Below are 14632 nucleotides of genomic sequence, written 5' to 3' on the forward strand. Positions count from 1 at the left end.
CAGACAGGCAATAAAAAAGCCAGGCAACTGCCTGGCTTTTTTGCGTCTGTGGAGTGGCTACTTTTGCACTTTGACTTTTTGTGTGGCCGATACCACCGCTTCAATGCGGCGGTTCATGGCATGTGCCTCGGCTGAGTTACCGTCATCCAGCAGGCTGGTTTCACCATAGCCTGCGGCTGTCAGTCGTTCAGCGCTGATACCGTATTGATTGATCAGCAGATCGCGAACGGCGTTTGCCCGTCGCTCAGACAACGACTGGTTGTAATCGGCATTGCCGGGTGCAGACGTGTGTCCTTCAATCACCGCGCTGGTATTGGGGAAGCGTGCCATAAAAGTAGCAAACGCCTGGAATTGCGGATCGTCAGGGTTGCCGATGTCGCTGCTGTTGTTGGCAAACAGCACGTTCAGGCGTTGCGTGACGCTTTGTTCAACAAATACACTGCAACCGACGGCATCAACTTTGTCGGTGATCGGGGTTTGTGGACACTGGTCGGCATCATCCAACACGCCATCCTGATCACTGTCCAGCACCAGGCTACATCCTCGTTTACCCACGGCCGTGCCTTTGGGGGTGTTCGAGCACATGTCCTGTGCGTTGCTGACGCCGTCGCCATCATGGTCGTCGTTGCAGCCGCGGCTATCCACGGCCAGCCCCGCAGGGGTGTTCGGACAAGCGTCCAGGCTGTCTTGCACACCATCACCATCAGAATCGACCGTCGTTATCTTTGGCGCTTTGGGCGCATCGCCACCAAAGGTATAGGCCAGACCCAGCTTAATGCCGTAGTCACGGAATCCTTCACCAAAGTCATGGTAAACCGCAGCTTCAGTGATCACCCGCCAGCGCTCACTGACTTGCCAGTGCTTGCCCAGACCCAGGTTGGCGAGGCGATGGCTCTCTCCGATGGTTTCATTTTTTATCCCGGCAAACAGGTAAAGTGCGTCATTCGGTGTGAAATACATCGCATCCACGCCAATACGATTACCGGCGTTGTTGGGGGCTCTGCTGCCCAGACGCTGTGCGTTGGTATCGATATCGAGTTCAGACCATTCCAGACGCACGCCCCAGCGGGGTTTGAAGCGAAAGCCGAACTCGGCGCCGATGCCGTGTCCATCTTCCAGATAACCGAGGGGATCAGGTTTATCGCCATCGGCATTGTAGTATTCGGCAAATCCTCCCACCCATGACTGATAGGGCATTGCATCGTCTGCAGACTGTGCTTGAAGGGGGAATATGGTGGCGCCAAGTATCGTGCCTATGGCGAGGGAAGTCATACGTTTCATGGTTCATCCTGGTTATTGTGTTTTCATTCGTTGAAAAACATGTGTTTGTGTGTCGCGACCCAACGTCCTTTATTTTATCGGAGAAGTTGGTATGACGCTAAATTTCAGAGACTTTTTTTGCATTCGAGGTACACTATCACCAGTACGTGTACTTCGAAGGAATGGATTTCTGAGACAGTTAGTGGTTAATACCGATACCAAGCGCCGCGGTTTTTGGCTGGTGTTTGGCATACTTCTGTTCGTCGGAATGCCGTCTCATGCTCGTCAGCCGGTCGAACGTCCGTCAGGTGTTGTGGTATCGTCGGTATCGCCAGAGTTTCCCGATGGCCTGCACGCCCGTTACCTGCATTTCATAGCTCAGCAACTGGATGTTGAGCTCGAAATTATCCCCATGCCGTTTGCGCGGCGCCTTGCTTCGCTGCAAAGCAATGAGATCGATATGATGGTCGGGCTACGTTATCGCGCTGACCTGGATGAAACCCTGATTGTGATTCAGCCCGGTTATGAGCGCGTCGGGATGACCGTATACGCCCTTGCCGAGCAGGCCCAGTGGTATCAAAAACGGCAGGATTTGCTGGGTAAGCGGGTAGCACTGACCCTCACCGCCCATGGCTATGGGGCGTATAATTTTGGTGAAGGGATCAAAATTATTCCTGTCAGCCGGTTACAACAAAAAATTGATATGTTGCGTCTGGGGCGCACGGATGTGTTTGCCCATCTCACCGAAGCCACAGAAAAAGCGTTGCTCGCGCGCAATCTGCAAGAACGTATTGTGGCAACAGGATACCAACCCATTCCGGTACTCAGTTTTCATGTCGCGATCGGTAAGCAATCGGTTCTGGTGCCCAGGGTGGATGAGTTAACCGCCATTGTGGAGAAAGCGGTGGCGGATGGCACGTTTGCGGCGCTGCGCGACGCTCATTACGGATCTGAAAACGACGTGGCGCATCCCTGAGCAGTCGCGATCAGGCGGCGGGGTCCCCCGTGATCACGGTGCTCGCCCAGGTAGATACCCTGCCAGGTGCCCAACAGCAGCTTTCCCTGAGCGACCGGAATTGACACACTGGCGCCAAGTAAGCTGGCCTTGATGTGTGCAGGCATGTCGTCGTCGCCTTCATAGGTATGCTGGTAGTACGGGGCATTTTCCGGCGCTAACACGTTGATGTGTCGCTCCAAATCGGCGCGAACCGTGGGATCGGCATTTTCGTTCAGGGTCAGGCTGGCACTGGTGTGCTGAATAAACAGGTGCAATGTGCCAATGTCCATGTCCTTTAGCGCCGGGAGTTGCTCAATCACTTCTTGAGTAATGAGATGAAAACCCCGTGAACGGGGCTTAAGCGTCAGCGCTTGTTGCCAATAAACCGCATTACTTGTCAAAGCAGATTTCCAGATAGGCACTACCGGCATCACTGGTGAAGGGCATGATCATTTTAGGACCATCGACTTTGTGGTTGATGGTGTGATCTTTGCCGGACACGACAATGGGTGTGGCCATGCCAAATTCGTAACCTTTATCGGCCAGCTCATTTTTGGCGCCACCACAAATCATGTTGGTTATCTCGCCAACCATGTCGGTTACTTCAGGGTTAATTTTCGCCGGCTTCTCACCCAGCATACGATTCATGATTTCTAACGCCAGGGCTTCATCAAACGTGATCGACAGGGAGCCTTTGACCTGCTCACCGACCATACCAATCAGCCCGGATACATCGCCTCGGGACACGTCATCGGTCTTCTTCTTCGGTTTACCTGGCTTGAGTTCGGTTTGCGCCATGGTTTTTAACACGTTCATCAGTGCGCTGATAAACGGGTTGATGAATTCTACATTCATGTGAGAATCGGTTCCTTGTTATGTGGCAACGACGAAGGTTGTCAGACTTCCTTCGGGCGTGTTCGTTGCGCGATTAATGTTGCTGACACATGGCGCAAACGCCATGGGCTTCAATGGTTTGTCGGCTGACCCGAAAGCCACGGGTTGCGGCTTGCTTATCGAGTGTTTCTTTCAGGCCTGCAGACTGTATTTCTTGTACATCGCCGCACTCGTCACAGATCAGAAACTGGACAGGGTGACTACAGCCAAAATGGTGACAGGCGACGAAGGCGTTGCTCGATTCAACCCGATGGACCAAACCAAATTCGAGCAGAAAGTCGAGGGTACGGTACACCGTCGCGGGCTTTGCACTGTTCTCGGTTTCTTTCAGTTGATCGAGCAGTTCATAGGCACCGATGGCGCCTTCTTTGCTCAGCAACAAGGCATATACCTTTTCCCTCAGCAGGGTGAATCGGGCACCTTGCTCTTCACAGTAGGCGCGGGCTTTAGTGACTTGTTCCTCAATTGTCATAGTGTACTGCTCTGATGGCCGACAATGGACGTTATTCGACCGTTTCCGTGTGCCAAAGGTTAATGAGTTGGTCTTCCATGGCAAAGCGCTCTTCAAGGGCCTCGCCAAGAACGGTTAGCTGCTGATCAAAACCTTCCAGACCTGCGTCACCGTCCAAATCGGCGAAATGGTCGTGAAAGCGCAGTGCCGTGTCCGTTGTATCGGCAATACGCGGGTACAGGGACTCGGTGAGTCGTTCTGCCTGCGGGGTGGTTTGAACGACAAGTTTGTCATACACCTCGAAATGCCCGGCAGACACATAATCCATCAGCAGTTCACAGAACTCGCGCACTGCATCAACGTCGGGTAGGGCATGTTCGTTGTGTAAAAACGGTGGTAACCCGGCGAGTTTACAATATTGCACCAGTAATGCCTGGCGTTCCTGCAACCAAAGGTCGACAGTGGTGTGTACCCCGGCCCATTTTTGTTGTGCTTTTTCAACCTGATTCAACATGCCAACCTGCCGTTATGCAAATCCTGATGTTGGGCCAGTATAGCACCGTGGTCAGGGTAACAAAACCATTCACTTTGTGACCGCAGTTAGGGACAAAAAATCTGTGGTAGACTTGCCTCATTGTTGAACACAAACGCAGGGAAAAAGGGTGTACGACGTTGATAAGCAACAAGCGGGTTGGTGGTTTATTTTCTGTAATGATCGTCTGCTGAGCCCGGGAGAATCCCCTCAGTGGGTCGAAGCCCATTGGCATGATCTGCCATTTCTACATGATTATGAAGATCAAGTCGTTCGCGTCGGCGAGCATCAATCTAAGCCCTGCTACGCTGTTGATGTTGGCGCCCAAGCTCCTGAAGGGCTGGATTGGACCGCCAACAGTCTGCGCAGCATGATCCTGGGTCATCTTGGTGAAGACAGCCTGAACCTGATTGCCAGAGCATGGCAACTGACGGTGTTTTTGCGTACCCACCGTTGGTGTGGTCAATGCGGCAGTCAAATGCACCGGGTCCAGTGGGAAATCGCCACGCACTGTCATCGTTGTCAACATCGCTGCTACCCTCGCGTGTCTCCGTGCATCATCGTGGCGATACGCAAAGACAATCGCATATTGCTGGCGCAGGGACCGAGTCAGCGAGAACGTAAAATGTGGTCGACCCTGGCAGGGTTCGTAGAAAGCGGTGAAAGCTTAGAGCAGGCCGTTCACCGTGAGGTGCTTGAGGAAGTTGGCGTCAACATTCGTAATGTCCGCTATTATGGCAGTCAACCCTGGCCTTTTCCGCACAATCTGATGGTCGGTTTTCTGGCTGACTACGACAGTGGTGAGATCCGCGTCGACGGCGAAGAGATCCTGGTTGCTGACTGGTTTGATATCAATGACCTGCCGTTTGTGCCACCGCCCGTGTCAATTGCCGGGCAATTGATCGAAGCGACCAAAGGATTGGTCAACAACAATACCTGACAGCGCGGAAAACTGCGGACATAAAAAAGCCCCACCGCAAGGGTGGGGCCGTAGTTTGTTTAGCGTGGAGGTCTCGTGTACCGAGCTTCTTGATTCTTATTATTCTGTCCAACAGTGTTTGTTATAGCAGACGATTTGGTGAAATTGCAAGGAATAATCCCCCTCGGCACCGTTGTTCATCGCATCGCTGCGGGGCTCAAGACGGGGGTTGTGTGCACAGGAAAGTCCCAATCAGGCATTGGTATTGGGGCAAAAGTCGCTTAAAATCACCCGGTTAATTCAGGCCGAACACACCATTCGGGATGCAACCCGAAAAAGGAAACACATGCAGTTAAAAAATGATCGTTATTTGCGCGCACTGGCGCGTCAACCTGTGGATTGCACTCCTGTTTGGATGATGCGCCAAGCAGGCCGCTACCTACCTGAGTATAAAGCTACCCGTGCCGAGGCAGGGGACTTTATGTCGTTGTGCAAAAACGCTGACCTGGCCTGTGAAGTGACGTTGCAACCGCTACGGCGCTATGCGTTGGACGCCGCGATCCTGTTTTCCGATATCCTGACCATTCCCGATGCAATGGGCCTGGGGTTGTATTTCGAAGCCGGCGAAGGGCCCAAATTTGAGCGTCCTATTCAATCTGCTGCGGATGTCGATGCTATCGGCATCCCTGATCCTGAGCAGGAGTTGGGTTACGTGATGAACGCGGTACGCACCATCCGTAAGAACCTCAACGGTGACGTGCCATTGATTGGCTTTTCAGGCAGTCCCTGGACCCTGGCCACCTACATGATTGAAGGAGGCAGCAGTAAAGCCTTCACCAAGATCAAGAAAATGGCCTTTGCTGAACCAGCGGTATTGCATCGGTTACTGGACAAGATCGCCGATTCCGTGATCCTGTACCTCAACGCCCAGATTGCGGCCGGTGCTCAATCCGTGATGGTGTTTGATACCTGGGGTGGTGTGCTGTCACCCCGTGACTATCAGGAATTTTCCTTGCAGTACATGCACAAGATTGTGGATGGATTGACCCGTGAAGCCGAAGGGCGTCGCGTACCGGTTACTTTGTTCACCAAAAACGGCGGCATGTGGCTGGAGCAGATCGCGGCCACCGGTTGTGACGCGGTCGGGTTAGATTGGACCATTGATATCGCCGATGCCAAGCGACGGGTCGGCGACAAGGTTGCATTGCAAGGCAACATGGATCCTTCCATGTTGTATGCCCCACCGGCACGGATTGAGCAGGAAGTTGCGCATATCCTGCAAGGCTTTGGTCAGGGTAGTGGCCACGTATTTAACCTTGGCCATGGTATCCATCTGGATGTTCCACCGGAGCATGCTGGCGTGTTTGTCGATGCTGTACATCGCCTCAGCAAACCCTATCATCAGGGCTGATTAACGGGCAGGAGGCAAGGATGAACAAGCTGGTTACCGGGCTGCTGATCACGGCCATCCCGCTGGCGTGGTTATCGGGTTACTGGATTGGACGTGCCGATGATCAGGCCCGTCAAATGATGCCCGGTGAAGGGCAAACCGTGCAGATTGAGAAAGAAATCCTGCACGCGCCTGTCTCGCCTAAGGTCAGCTTGACCTCGGGTAATCCGCCAGTCGCAGATGATAGCCCCGCAAATGTAGGTGATGACCGACCCCAAACGGATGAAGAGCATCAACGGCAACGGGGTGAGGCTTTGCAACAAACCGGTGCGGCGTTGGCTGCCCCGACTGCGCCCGAAGTGGAACATCTGGCTGAGCGGGACCAATTTGAGCGAGGTTTCAATGAGCATGAGCGTGATTTGCAGGCGGAAACATACTTTAGCGACTTTTTGCGCTTGCATGATGATCGTGATGCCATTGACCTGCAAAAAATCCAATGCAATGCGGACGCCTGCCAGTTAATTGGCCAGTTTGACGGTGAGCACGACAAGTGGGATGCCGTGCTCGAACAAATGCGCGCACAGGATTGGTGGCACTACAAAGGCACTTCCAGCACCAGTGCGACCCGTGATGGCGTGACCTACTTCAATGTGTTTGTGAATAAATCTCCGGGTGCCGGGGACGACGATTAGGCATCCCGGGGCAGGCCTTTCTCGACACTTCTGATCAGTCGCTCGGTCTGTCGATTGGCCGGTTTTTCGGCCCGTTGCTGTTGCTGATCCAATGCCCACACCAAGTGTTCATCGACCAGCGGTGAGGCCCCCTGGCGGGCCTGCTGCAATGCAGCGACGATGGCTTCACTGTAAGGGGCATTACCCAGTGCCACGGCAATGTTACGTTGCCAGCGTTGATGGCCAATGCGCCGTATCGCTGAGCCTTCGGTGGCGGCCAAAAAGGTAGCTTCATCCCAGCTCAGTAGCGTGATCAGCTCCTGGCTGAGCAATTGACGCCGGGGCAAGAAATCGGCTTCTTCGGTAAGCTGGGCGTAGCGATTCCAGGGACAAATCAACTGACAGTCATCACAGCCATAGATGCGATTGCCCATCAGTGGTCGCAGATCTTCGGGAATGCTGCCTTTGGTTTCAATCGTCAGGTACGAAATACACCGTCTGGCATCCACCACATAGGGCTCGACAATGGCATTGGTGGGGCAAATGGTCATACACGCCGTGCAATCGCCACATTCTTCTTTGACCGGCACGTCGACCGGCAACGGAATATCCACAAACAGCTCACCCAGAAAAAACCAGGAACCGGCGTTCCTGTTCAACGTCAGGCTATGTTTGCCGGTCCAGCCGATGCCGGCCTTTTCCGCAGCAGCATGTTCCAGCACGGGGGCACTGTCAACGAAGGGCCGATAGTTGAGGGTCTGGCAATGGGCTTCAATCTGTTGCCCCAGTTGTTTCAGGCGTTTGCGCATGACTTTGTGGTAGTCCCGCCCCAACGCATAGCGGCTGATGTAGGCTTTTTGCGGCTGTCTGAGATCCCGGGCAAAGCTGGCGTCCGGTGGCAGATAGTCCATCCGCACACTGATGATGCGGCAGGTTCCCGGCACCAGTTCCTGTGGACGGGCGCGTTTCATGCCGTGTTCTGCCATGAACGCCATATCGCCGTGATACCCTTTATCGAGCCAGGCCTGAAGAAACTTTTCGTGCTGGCTGAAGTCGATATCACAGATGCCAATCTGCTGGAAACCTAGCGATTTGCCCCAGGCCTTGATATTTTTTGCCAATTGATTGATTTCTTGTTCAGGAAAGGTGGCCATTGAACCCTCGCGTAAATACAGCCGCACAGAGTGTATCACACTCCGTTTATTCGGCGGACATCATCCGTCAGTATGAAAAGGCGGCCGCAGATCAGTGCGGTGATGCCATGTACACACTGATGGAGCGTGCTGGCTTCAGTGCGTTTAAGCACCTTAGTCAGACGTTTGGACATGCGCATCGGATGACGGTGGTGTGTGGCAGCGGCAACAATGGTGGCGACGGCTATGTGGTGGCCCGCCTTGCATTGCAGCAGGGCTGGCAGGTCACTGTGGTCACCTTACCGGATGCACAGCCGTCGACCGAGGACGCCAGCTCTGCGCGGGATGCTTACCTTGCTCAAGGCGGCCAGATTAGTGTGTTTGACAGCAGCGAATTGCCCTCTGCGGATGTGCTGGTGGACGGCTTGCTGGGCACCGGCTTGAAAGGAGATGTCAGAAATGAGCATCGCGACCTCATCAACGCCATCAATGCCAGTCCCATGCCGGTGGTCAGCCTGGATGTACCGTCTGGCCTGAACGCCGATACAGGCATGCCGCTGGGTTGCGCTGTTGAGGCGTTAATGACTGTAACATTTATCGCCGCCAAAGGCGGTTTGTTGACCGGACAGGGGCGCCAGTACGCGGGGCGGGTCTGTGTTGAAGCATTGGGCGTGGGTGAAGCGTTTGCCAAGCTGGCGCCGAAAACGGACTGGGTCTGGCGTGGATTGTCGGATTTTGCCCCCTTGGCTGCACGACCACAAAGTGCCCACAAAGGGGTATTTGGTCGGCTGTTGTGTATTGGCGGCAACCGGGGCATGGCCGGTGCCGTGCGCTTAAGTGGTGAAGCGGCATTGCGCTGTGGCGCCGGGCTGGTGAAAGTGCATTGCCATGCCGGCAGTGTGCTACAAGTGGCCAATGGCCGGCCCGAATTGATGGTTGCCAGTGAGGGATTGGCATCGGCATTGTCCTGGGCCAGTTGTATTGTGCTGGGACCGGGATTGGGTAAAGACAGCTGGGCACGGGATGTGTTTAATCAGGTGCTTAGCTTTGTGATCCATGCGGATGTTCCCCTGCTGATAGACGCCGATGGGCTAAACGTGTTGAGTGAGCACTTACATAAGCTAAAGTGCACTAATCTGGTGATGACGCCCCATCCTGCAGAGGCCGCCCGACTGTTAGGGACCAGTACCTCGGCCGTCGAGTCTGACCGTTTTGCCGCGGTGCAGGGATTAGCCGAGCGCTATCAGGGGGTCTCTGTGCTCAAGGGCAGTGGTACCCTGGTGTCCGCAAGTGATGGCATCATGATCTGTCGGGACGGCAATCCAGGCATGGCGACGGCCGGTATGGGAGACGTGCTTAGCGGCGTGATCGGTGGCTTGATGGCGCAGGGGATGCGTGCGGGTGATGCAGCGCGCTATGGCGTATGTCTTCATGCTGCAGCCGGCGATTTGGCTGCCGAAAGCGGCGGACAACGTGGTATGCTAGCGTCTGATATGTTTAACCCGTTGCGTGTATTACTGAACCAATAACCATGAAAGAATACGTTTTACTGCCCGATGAGCAGGCCACTTTAACACTGGCGGCGAACCTTGCTAACGCATGCCATCGCGGTACCGTTATCCATTTACTGGGGGATTTGGGGGCCGGTAAAACCACCTTCAGCCGCGGTTTTATCCAGGCGCTGGGGCATAAGGGGGCGGTTAAGAGTCCTACTTACACACTGGTTGAACCCTATGAGCTGGACGATTGGCGGGTGTTCCATTTTGATCTGTACCGGCTGGCCGATCCGGAAGAATTGGAGTTCATGGGTATTCGGGATTATTTCGCCGCAGACACCCTGTGTTTGGTGGAATGGCCGCAGAAAGGCGGCCCGCTATTGGCACAGCCGGATTTAACCATTAGTATTGATTTTGAGCCGAGCGGGCGCAGTGCACAACTGGTGTCTCATTCGGCCAATGGTGATGCCCTGTTGAAAGCAATGAAAAGCGACCAATGACAACACTGCTGCAACGACTTGTACTACTGTTTTCCTGGCTCAGTCTGTTGGGCTTTGGGTCCGTGGCGTGGGCGCAGAATGAAATCTCCGGTGTGCGGATCTGGCCGTCACCCACCAATACCCGCCTTGTATTCGACATGGCGAAGACCCCCGATTACTCCTATTTCACCCTTAACAATCCACGCCGCCTGGTGATCGATTTGGCCGACACCGATCGGGATATTGATTTCGCGGCCTTTGACAACGACAGTGACCTTATCCGGGTTATCCGTCATTCAACCCCCAAGAATGATCGTGCGGTGCGGGTCGTGATTGAGTTGTCCAAGGCGGTGAATACCGACATTTTCGCCTTGCCACCGACACCACCTTACCGTAATCGTCTGGTCATCGACCTCACCGACCCTGACCCGGATAAGCAAACGGTAGTGATGCGCTCTGATGAGGCCAATCAGGACCGTGACATCATTATCGCTATCGATGCTGGTCATGGTGGAGAGGATCCCGGTTCCATCGGCCGCGGGGGAACGTATGAAAAGAACATTACCCTGAGCGTGGCGAAAAAACTGCAGGCGTTGGTGGACGCTCAACAAGGTATGCGGGCAGTAATGACTCGAACAGGCGACTACTATATCTCGCCCAATGAGCGACCCGAATTGGCCCGCAAGCACAAAGCGGACTTGTTTGTATCTATTCACGCTGACGCGTTTACCACTCCTCAGCCCAGCGGCGCCTCTGTGTGGGTGTTGTCGATGAGTCGCGCAAACACCGAATTGGGCCGTTGGATGGAGAAAAGTGAGCGCCATTCTGAATTGCTCGGTGGTGCGGCACAGGTGATTGAGGATACCGCCAGCGAGCGCTATCTGGCACAAGCATTACTCGATATGTCGATGGACCATTCCATGAGCACCAGTTACGACTTGTCAAAACGGGTGATCCGAGAAATGCGTGCGGTGACCAAAATGCACAAGAAGACCCCTCAGGCAGCGAGTCTGGCAGTTCTGACTTCACCGGACATTCCCTCTATCCTGGTTGAAACCGGCTTTATTTCGAATCCCCGTGAAGAGAAGAACCTCAATTGGGCGCAGTTCCGTCAGCGCCTGGCAGATGCCATGTTTAATGCCATTCAGGCCCATTTCAAGCGCACGCCGCCCGATGGTACACTGTGGGCCAAATTGCGAAACCTGAATCGCACCCACAAGGTGCAAAGCGGCGAGTCTTTATCGTTACTGGCACAGCGGTACAATGTGCGGGTCAGCGAAATTAAAGCGGCGAACAACCTGACCAGTGACATGGTGCGCATTGGCCAGGTGTTAACCATCCCCAGTATTTGATCATCTGACGTTTCGACGTCCTTGAGGTTACCCGTGTCTATCCAGATTTTACCGGCTCAACTGGCCAACCAAATCGCTGCCGGTGAGGTGGTTGAACGCCCTGCTTCGGTGGTCAAAGAATTGGTTGAGAACAGCCTGGATGCTGGCGCTGATCAGATTGATATCGAGATTGAAAAAGGCGGTCACAAGCGCATCCTCATTCGTGACAACGGCAAAGGTATCGCCAGGGATGAACTGGGCTTAGCCCTGAGCCGTCACGCTACCAGTAAAATCGGTACCCTGGACGATTTGGAATGCATTGTTAGTCTGGGGTTTCGCGGTGAGGCCCTGGCCAGTGTCAGTTCTGTTGCCCGACTGATCCTGACCTCCCGTCCCCCAAACCAGAGTGAGGCCTGGCAGGCGCGAGCTGAAGGGCGTGACATGGCCGTGGACATTCAACCCGCGGCCCATCCGGTCGGCACTACGGTGGATGTGGTGGATTTGTTCTACAACACGCCGGCCAGGCGTAAGTTTCTGCGCACCGAAAAAACAGAATTTCAGCACATTGATGAGGTTCTCAGACGTATAGCCCTGAGCCGCTTTGATGTGGCATTCAGCCTCAAGCATAACGGCAAGGTATTGCGCCGCTTCCCGCGCTGCAACAGCGAAGATACGCGGCTCAAGCGGGTGGCGACCATCGCCGGTAATGAATTTGCCCAGCAGGCGTTGGTTATTCACAGTGATTATCAGTCGTTGAAGCTGGATGGCTGGTTGTTACCCCCGCAACTGGCCCGCGCGCAGAACGATGGCCAGTACGTGTATGTGAATGGCCGCATGATGCGCGACAAACTGATTTACCATGCCATTCGCCAGGCGTTTGAAGGGTTGGTGGATGAGCAGCGCTACCCGGCCTTCGTGCTGTTTCTGTCTTTGGATGCGGATCAGGTTGATGTGAATGTGCATCCCGCCAAGCATGAAGTGCGTTTTCACCAGGCCCGACTGGTTCACGATTTCATTTACCGTGCGCTGGATGACGTGCTGCAGCACAACCTGACTCAAGTGGACCAATCTGCAGAGCGTCAGACCCTGGCACCTGCGGTGCCTGATCATGACTATATTAGTCCATTGCGCCCCGCGCGCAGCGACCATCAGATCAGTGACGGTGGTAGTCGCCCCGCAGCAGCTCGATCAGGCGCTACGAGTGCTCCTGCGGCCGGTTATTCTCGCTACCAACAATTGATGTCGCCACAAACCTCCGCTGATCCAACGCAGAGCAGCCATTACTGGTTGTTAGATGACGGTATGGTGGCACTGTTTGATGAGGGACAGTTACGGGTGTGCAGTGCACAACAGGTGATTGAAGTGGCCAGCCGCGTTCCTGAAGAGGACAAAGCGGTGGTCTCCCAGCCGTTGCTGATGCCGGTGTCAGTGAGCGCCGACAGTGGATTGTTGCACATTGCTCAACAGCGCTATGAACCTCTATTGGCGCTGGGCATCGACATTGGCTGGACCGGACAGCGCATCATGGTGCGTAAAGTCCCTGCCGGCATGCGGCAGCAAAACTGGGCGGACATTTTGCCACGGTTATTGTCTGAAAACGCAACGCCACCCTTTGATCAGGCCTGGTTGCAGCGGGTGCTGCATCCCGTCAGTGACAACATAGATGAAAACCAACTGACGTCGGCACTGAAGCTGCTGAGGCACGACCCCGAGGGGTGGCAGACACTGCTGCAACGCAGTGCAGTGATGCCGGTTGCCAGCTGGTGGAAGGAACAACACAACAATGGCTGAACAGCGCATTACTTCGACGTTGCCACCGGCGATTTTCCTGATGGGCCCGACGGCGTCGGGCAAGACAGACCTCGCCATACAGTTGGTGGAACAGGCGCCCTGTGAACTGATCAGCGTTGACTCGGCGCTGATCTACCGCGACATGGACATAGGCACCGCCAAACCGAGCGTCGAAGAGCAGGCCCGCGCCCCACACCGCTTGCTGGACATTCGTGATGCGGCGGAGAGTTATTCGGTGGCGGAATTTCGCCAGGATGCACTACGGGAGATGGCAGACATCACCCAGCGCGGCAATATCCCGGTGTTGGTGGGCGGCACAATGATGTATTACAAAGCGTTGCTGGACGGTTTGTCGACGTTGCCGCCGTCTCAGCCGGATGTGCGGGCCGAGATTGAACAACAGGCCGCCGATAAAGGTTGGCAGGCGTTACATGACGAGCTTGCGAAGATTGATCCCACCTCGGCGGCCCGTATCCATCCCAATGATCCCCAACGTCTGGCCAGGGCTCTGGAAGTCTATCGTATCAGCGGTAAGACGTTGACCGAATTGACCGTGTCAAAGAGTGATCCCATCCCGTATGCGGTAAAAAATTTTGCCATCGCGCCCAGTGATCGGGTTATACTGCACGAGCGTATAGAAAGACGGTTTAATTTAATGATCCAAAACGGGTTTGAACAGGAAGTGGCGAGCTTGCGAGCACGCGGGGATTTGCACCTGGACATGCCGTCGATGCGCTGCGTGGGGTACCGGCAAATGTGGCAATATTTGTCAGGTGAACTATCCCATGACGAAATGATCTATCGGGGAATCGTAGCGACCCGTCAATTGGCAAAACGCCAGTTCACGTGGTTACGCAGTTGGCCGCAACTCAACTGGTTGGATTCCTTTGCGAAAGACAATTTGACTAAACTGATGAAGAACAGCAATATTTAATCGTCTGCCGTTGCTATACACGTCTCACTTTTACTGTATACTTGGCAATAATGGGTGCAAAACCATAATAAAAATAAAAGGATAGGAAATGGCTAAGGGGCAATCTTTACAAGACCCGTTTTTGAACGCACTGAGAAAGGAACGAATCCCAGTGTCAATCTACCTGGTAAACGGCATTAAGCTGCAAGGACAGGTAGAGTCATTCGATCAGTTCGTGATCCTGCTGAAAAATACGGTCAGCCAGATGGTGTATAAACATGCTATCTCTACGGTCGTGCCATCTAGAGCAATTTCAATGGCCAGTGCACAGGCAGACGCGGACAATCACCAACCCGACTAAGAGGTAGTAGGAGA

Annotated in this window: 16 protein-coding genes; 10 read left to right on the forward strand and 6 right to left on the reverse strand. The window is 54.3% G+C overall.

Going from position 1 to position 14632, the window contains the following annotated elements; all coding sequences use genetic code 11:
* Positions 1-57 precede the first annotated feature (57 nt).
* A complete protein-coding gene (locus LJ739_RS15660) occupies positions 58-1281 on the reverse strand; it encodes an OmpA family protein (protein ID WP_229162030.1) in 1224 nt (407 codons plus the stop codon).
* 181 nt (positions 1282-1462) lie between these two features.
* Between LJ739_RS15660 and LJ739_RS15665 the strand changes: the two genes are divergently transcribed.
* The gene (locus tag LJ739_RS15665; protein WP_229162032.1) at positions 1463-2236 is read left to right on the forward strand and encodes a substrate-binding periplasmic protein; all 774 of its coding nucleotides are present in this window, start codon (positions 1463-1465) and stop codon (positions 2234-2236) included.
* On the opposite strand, the gene LJ739_RS15670 is transcribed toward LJ739_RS15665, so the two are convergent.
* From LJ739_RS15670 to rsd, 4 genes are all read right to left on the reverse strand, one after another.
* Positions 2203-2658, reverse strand: a complete 456-nt coding sequence (locus LJ739_RS15670; protein ID WP_229162034.1) for a secondary thiamine-phosphate synthase enzyme YjbQ — start codon at positions 2656-2658, stop codon at positions 2203-2205. The genes LJ739_RS15665 and LJ739_RS15670 overlap by 34 nt on opposite strands.
* Complete coding sequence (locus LJ739_RS15675; RefSeq protein ID WP_229162035.1) at positions 2648-3112, reverse strand: chemotaxis protein CheX; 465 nt, start codon at positions 3110-3112, stop codon at positions 2648-2650. The genes LJ739_RS15670 and LJ739_RS15675 overlap by 11 nt, the downstream gene beginning before the upstream one ends.
* Before the next feature lie 73 nt (positions 3113-3185).
* Positions 3186-3623, reverse strand: coding sequence for a transcriptional repressor (locus LJ739_RS15680; protein WP_229162036.1), 438 nt, complete (start codon positions 3621-3623; stop codon positions 3186-3188).
* 31 nt (positions 3624-3654) lie between these two features.
* Positions 3655-4116, reverse strand: coding sequence for a sigma D regulator (gene rsd, locus LJ739_RS15685; RefSeq protein WP_229162037.1), 462 nt, complete (start codon positions 4114-4116; stop codon positions 3655-3657).
* Positions 4117-4264: 148 nt separating this feature from the next.
* Between rsd and nudC the strand changes: the two genes are divergently transcribed.
* The 3 genes from nudC (at position 4265) to LJ739_RS15700 (ending at position 7135) form a co-directional block, all read left to right on the forward strand.
* Positions 4265-5074, forward strand: coding sequence for an NAD(+) diphosphatase (gene nudC, locus LJ739_RS15690; protein WP_229162038.1), 810 nt, complete (start codon positions 4265-4267; stop codon positions 5072-5074).
* A gap of 325 nt (positions 5075-5399) precedes the next feature.
* Complete coding sequence (hemE, locus tag LJ739_RS15695) at positions 5400-6464, forward strand: uroporphyrinogen decarboxylase (protein WP_229162039.1); 1065 nt, start codon at positions 5400-5402, stop codon at positions 6462-6464.
* 20 nt (positions 6465-6484) lie between these two features.
* Positions 6485-7135, forward strand: a complete 651-nt coding sequence (locus LJ739_RS15700) for a hypothetical protein (protein WP_229162040.1) — start codon at positions 6485-6487, stop codon at positions 7133-7135.
* On the opposite strand, the gene queG is transcribed toward LJ739_RS15700, so the two are convergent.
* Positions 7132-8268 (reverse strand): tRNA epoxyqueuosine(34) reductase QueG, encoded by a 1137-nt coding sequence (gene queG / locus LJ739_RS15705; protein ID WP_229162041.1) that lies wholly within the window; start codon positions 8266-8268, stop codon positions 7132-7134. The two genes, LJ739_RS15700 and queG, sit on opposite strands and share 4 nt — an antisense overlap.
* On the opposite strand from queG, the gene LJ739_RS15710 reads away from it, so the two are divergent.
* From LJ739_RS15710 to hfq, 6 genes are all read left to right on the forward strand, one after another.
* Entirely contained in the window at positions 8268-9776 is a 1509-nt protein-coding gene (locus LJ739_RS15710; protein ID WP_229162042.1) for an NAD(P)H-hydrate dehydratase, read from the forward strand. The two genes, queG and LJ739_RS15710, sit on opposite strands and share 1 nt — an antisense overlap.
* 2 nt (positions 9777-9778) lie before the next feature.
* The gene (tsaE, locus tag LJ739_RS15715; protein ID WP_229162043.1) at positions 9779-10243 is read left to right on the forward strand and encodes a tRNA (adenosine(37)-N6)-threonylcarbamoyltransferase complex ATPase subunit type 1 TsaE; all 465 of its coding nucleotides are present in this window, start codon (positions 9779-9781) and stop codon (positions 10241-10243) included.
* The gene (locus tag LJ739_RS15720) at positions 10240-11574 is read left to right on the forward strand and encodes an N-acetylmuramoyl-L-alanine amidase (RefSeq protein WP_229162045.1); all 1335 of its coding nucleotides are present in this window, start codon (positions 10240-10242) and stop codon (positions 11572-11574) included. The genes tsaE and LJ739_RS15720 overlap by 4 nt, the downstream gene beginning before the upstream one ends.
* 33 nt (positions 11575-11607) lie before the next feature.
* Positions 11608-13344 carry a DNA mismatch repair endonuclease MutL gene (gene mutL / locus LJ739_RS15725; protein ID WP_229162046.1) on the forward strand — a complete coding sequence of 579 codons (1737 nt, stop codon included), beginning with the start codon at positions 11608-11610 and terminating at the stop codon, positions 13342-13344.
* Positions 13337-14278 carry a tRNA (adenosine(37)-N6)-dimethylallyltransferase MiaA gene (gene miaA / locus LJ739_RS15730; RefSeq protein WP_229162047.1) on the forward strand — a complete coding sequence of 314 codons (942 nt, stop codon included), beginning with the start codon at positions 13337-13339 and terminating at the stop codon, positions 14276-14278. Before mutL ends, miaA begins: the two co-directional genes overlap by 8 nt.
* A gap of 88 nt (positions 14279-14366) precedes the next feature.
* Positions 14367-14618: an RNA chaperone Hfq gene (gene hfq, locus LJ739_RS15735; RefSeq protein ID WP_229162048.1), complete on the forward strand. Its 252-nt coding sequence runs from the start codon at positions 14367-14369 to the stop codon at positions 14616-14618.
* The last annotated feature ends 14 nt before the right edge of the window (positions 14619-14632 follow it).

It is taken from the genome of Fluctibacter halophilus (assembly GCF_020687825.1).
GTDB classification, from domain to species: Bacteria; Pseudomonadota; Gammaproteobacteria; order Enterobacterales; family Alteromonadaceae; genus Fluctibacter; species Fluctibacter halophilus.

Excerpts from the sequence above, each read along its gene's own strand:
- tsaE (WP_229162043.1), top strand. The coding sequence starts at position 9,779 with ATGAAAGAATACGTTTTACTGCCCGATGAGCAGGCCACTTTAACACTG.
- LJ739_RS15720 (WP_229162045.1), top strand. The coding sequence starts at position 10,240 with ATGACAACACTGCTGCAACGACTTGTACTACTGTTTTCCTGGCTCAGT.
- hfq (WP_229162048.1), top strand. The coding sequence starts at position 14,367 with ATGGCTAAGGGGCAATCTTTACAAGACCCGTTTTTGAACGCACTGAGA.
- miaA (WP_229162047.1), top strand. The coding sequence starts at position 13,337 with ATGGCTGAACAGCGCATTACTTCGACGTTGCCACCGGCGATTTTCCTG.
- LJ739_RS15680 (WP_229162036.1), bottom strand. The coding sequence starts at position 3,623 with ATGACAATTGAGGAACAAGTCACTAAAGCCCGCGCCTACTGTGAAGAG.
- rsd (WP_229162037.1), bottom strand. The coding sequence starts at position 4,116 with ATGTTGAATCAGGTTGAAAAAGCACAACAAAAATGGGCCGGGGTACAC.
- hemE (WP_229162039.1), top strand. The coding sequence starts at position 5,400 with ATGCAGTTAAAAAATGATCGTTATTTGCGCGCACTGGCGCGTCAACCT.
- queG (WP_229162041.1), bottom strand. The coding sequence starts at position 8,268 with ATGGCCACCTTTCCTGAACAAGAAATCAATCAATTGGCAAAAAATATC.
- LJ739_RS15675 (WP_229162035.1), bottom strand. The coding sequence starts at position 3,112 with ATGAATGTAGAATTCATCAACCCGTTTATCAGCGCACTGATGAACGTG.
- LJ739_RS15700 (WP_229162040.1), top strand. The coding sequence starts at position 6,485 with ATGAACAAGCTGGTTACCGGGCTGCTGATCACGGCCATCCCGCTGGCG.
- LJ739_RS15660 (WP_229162030.1), bottom strand. The coding sequence starts at position 1,281 with ATGAAACGTATGACTTCCCTCGCCATAGGCACGATACTTGGCGCCACC.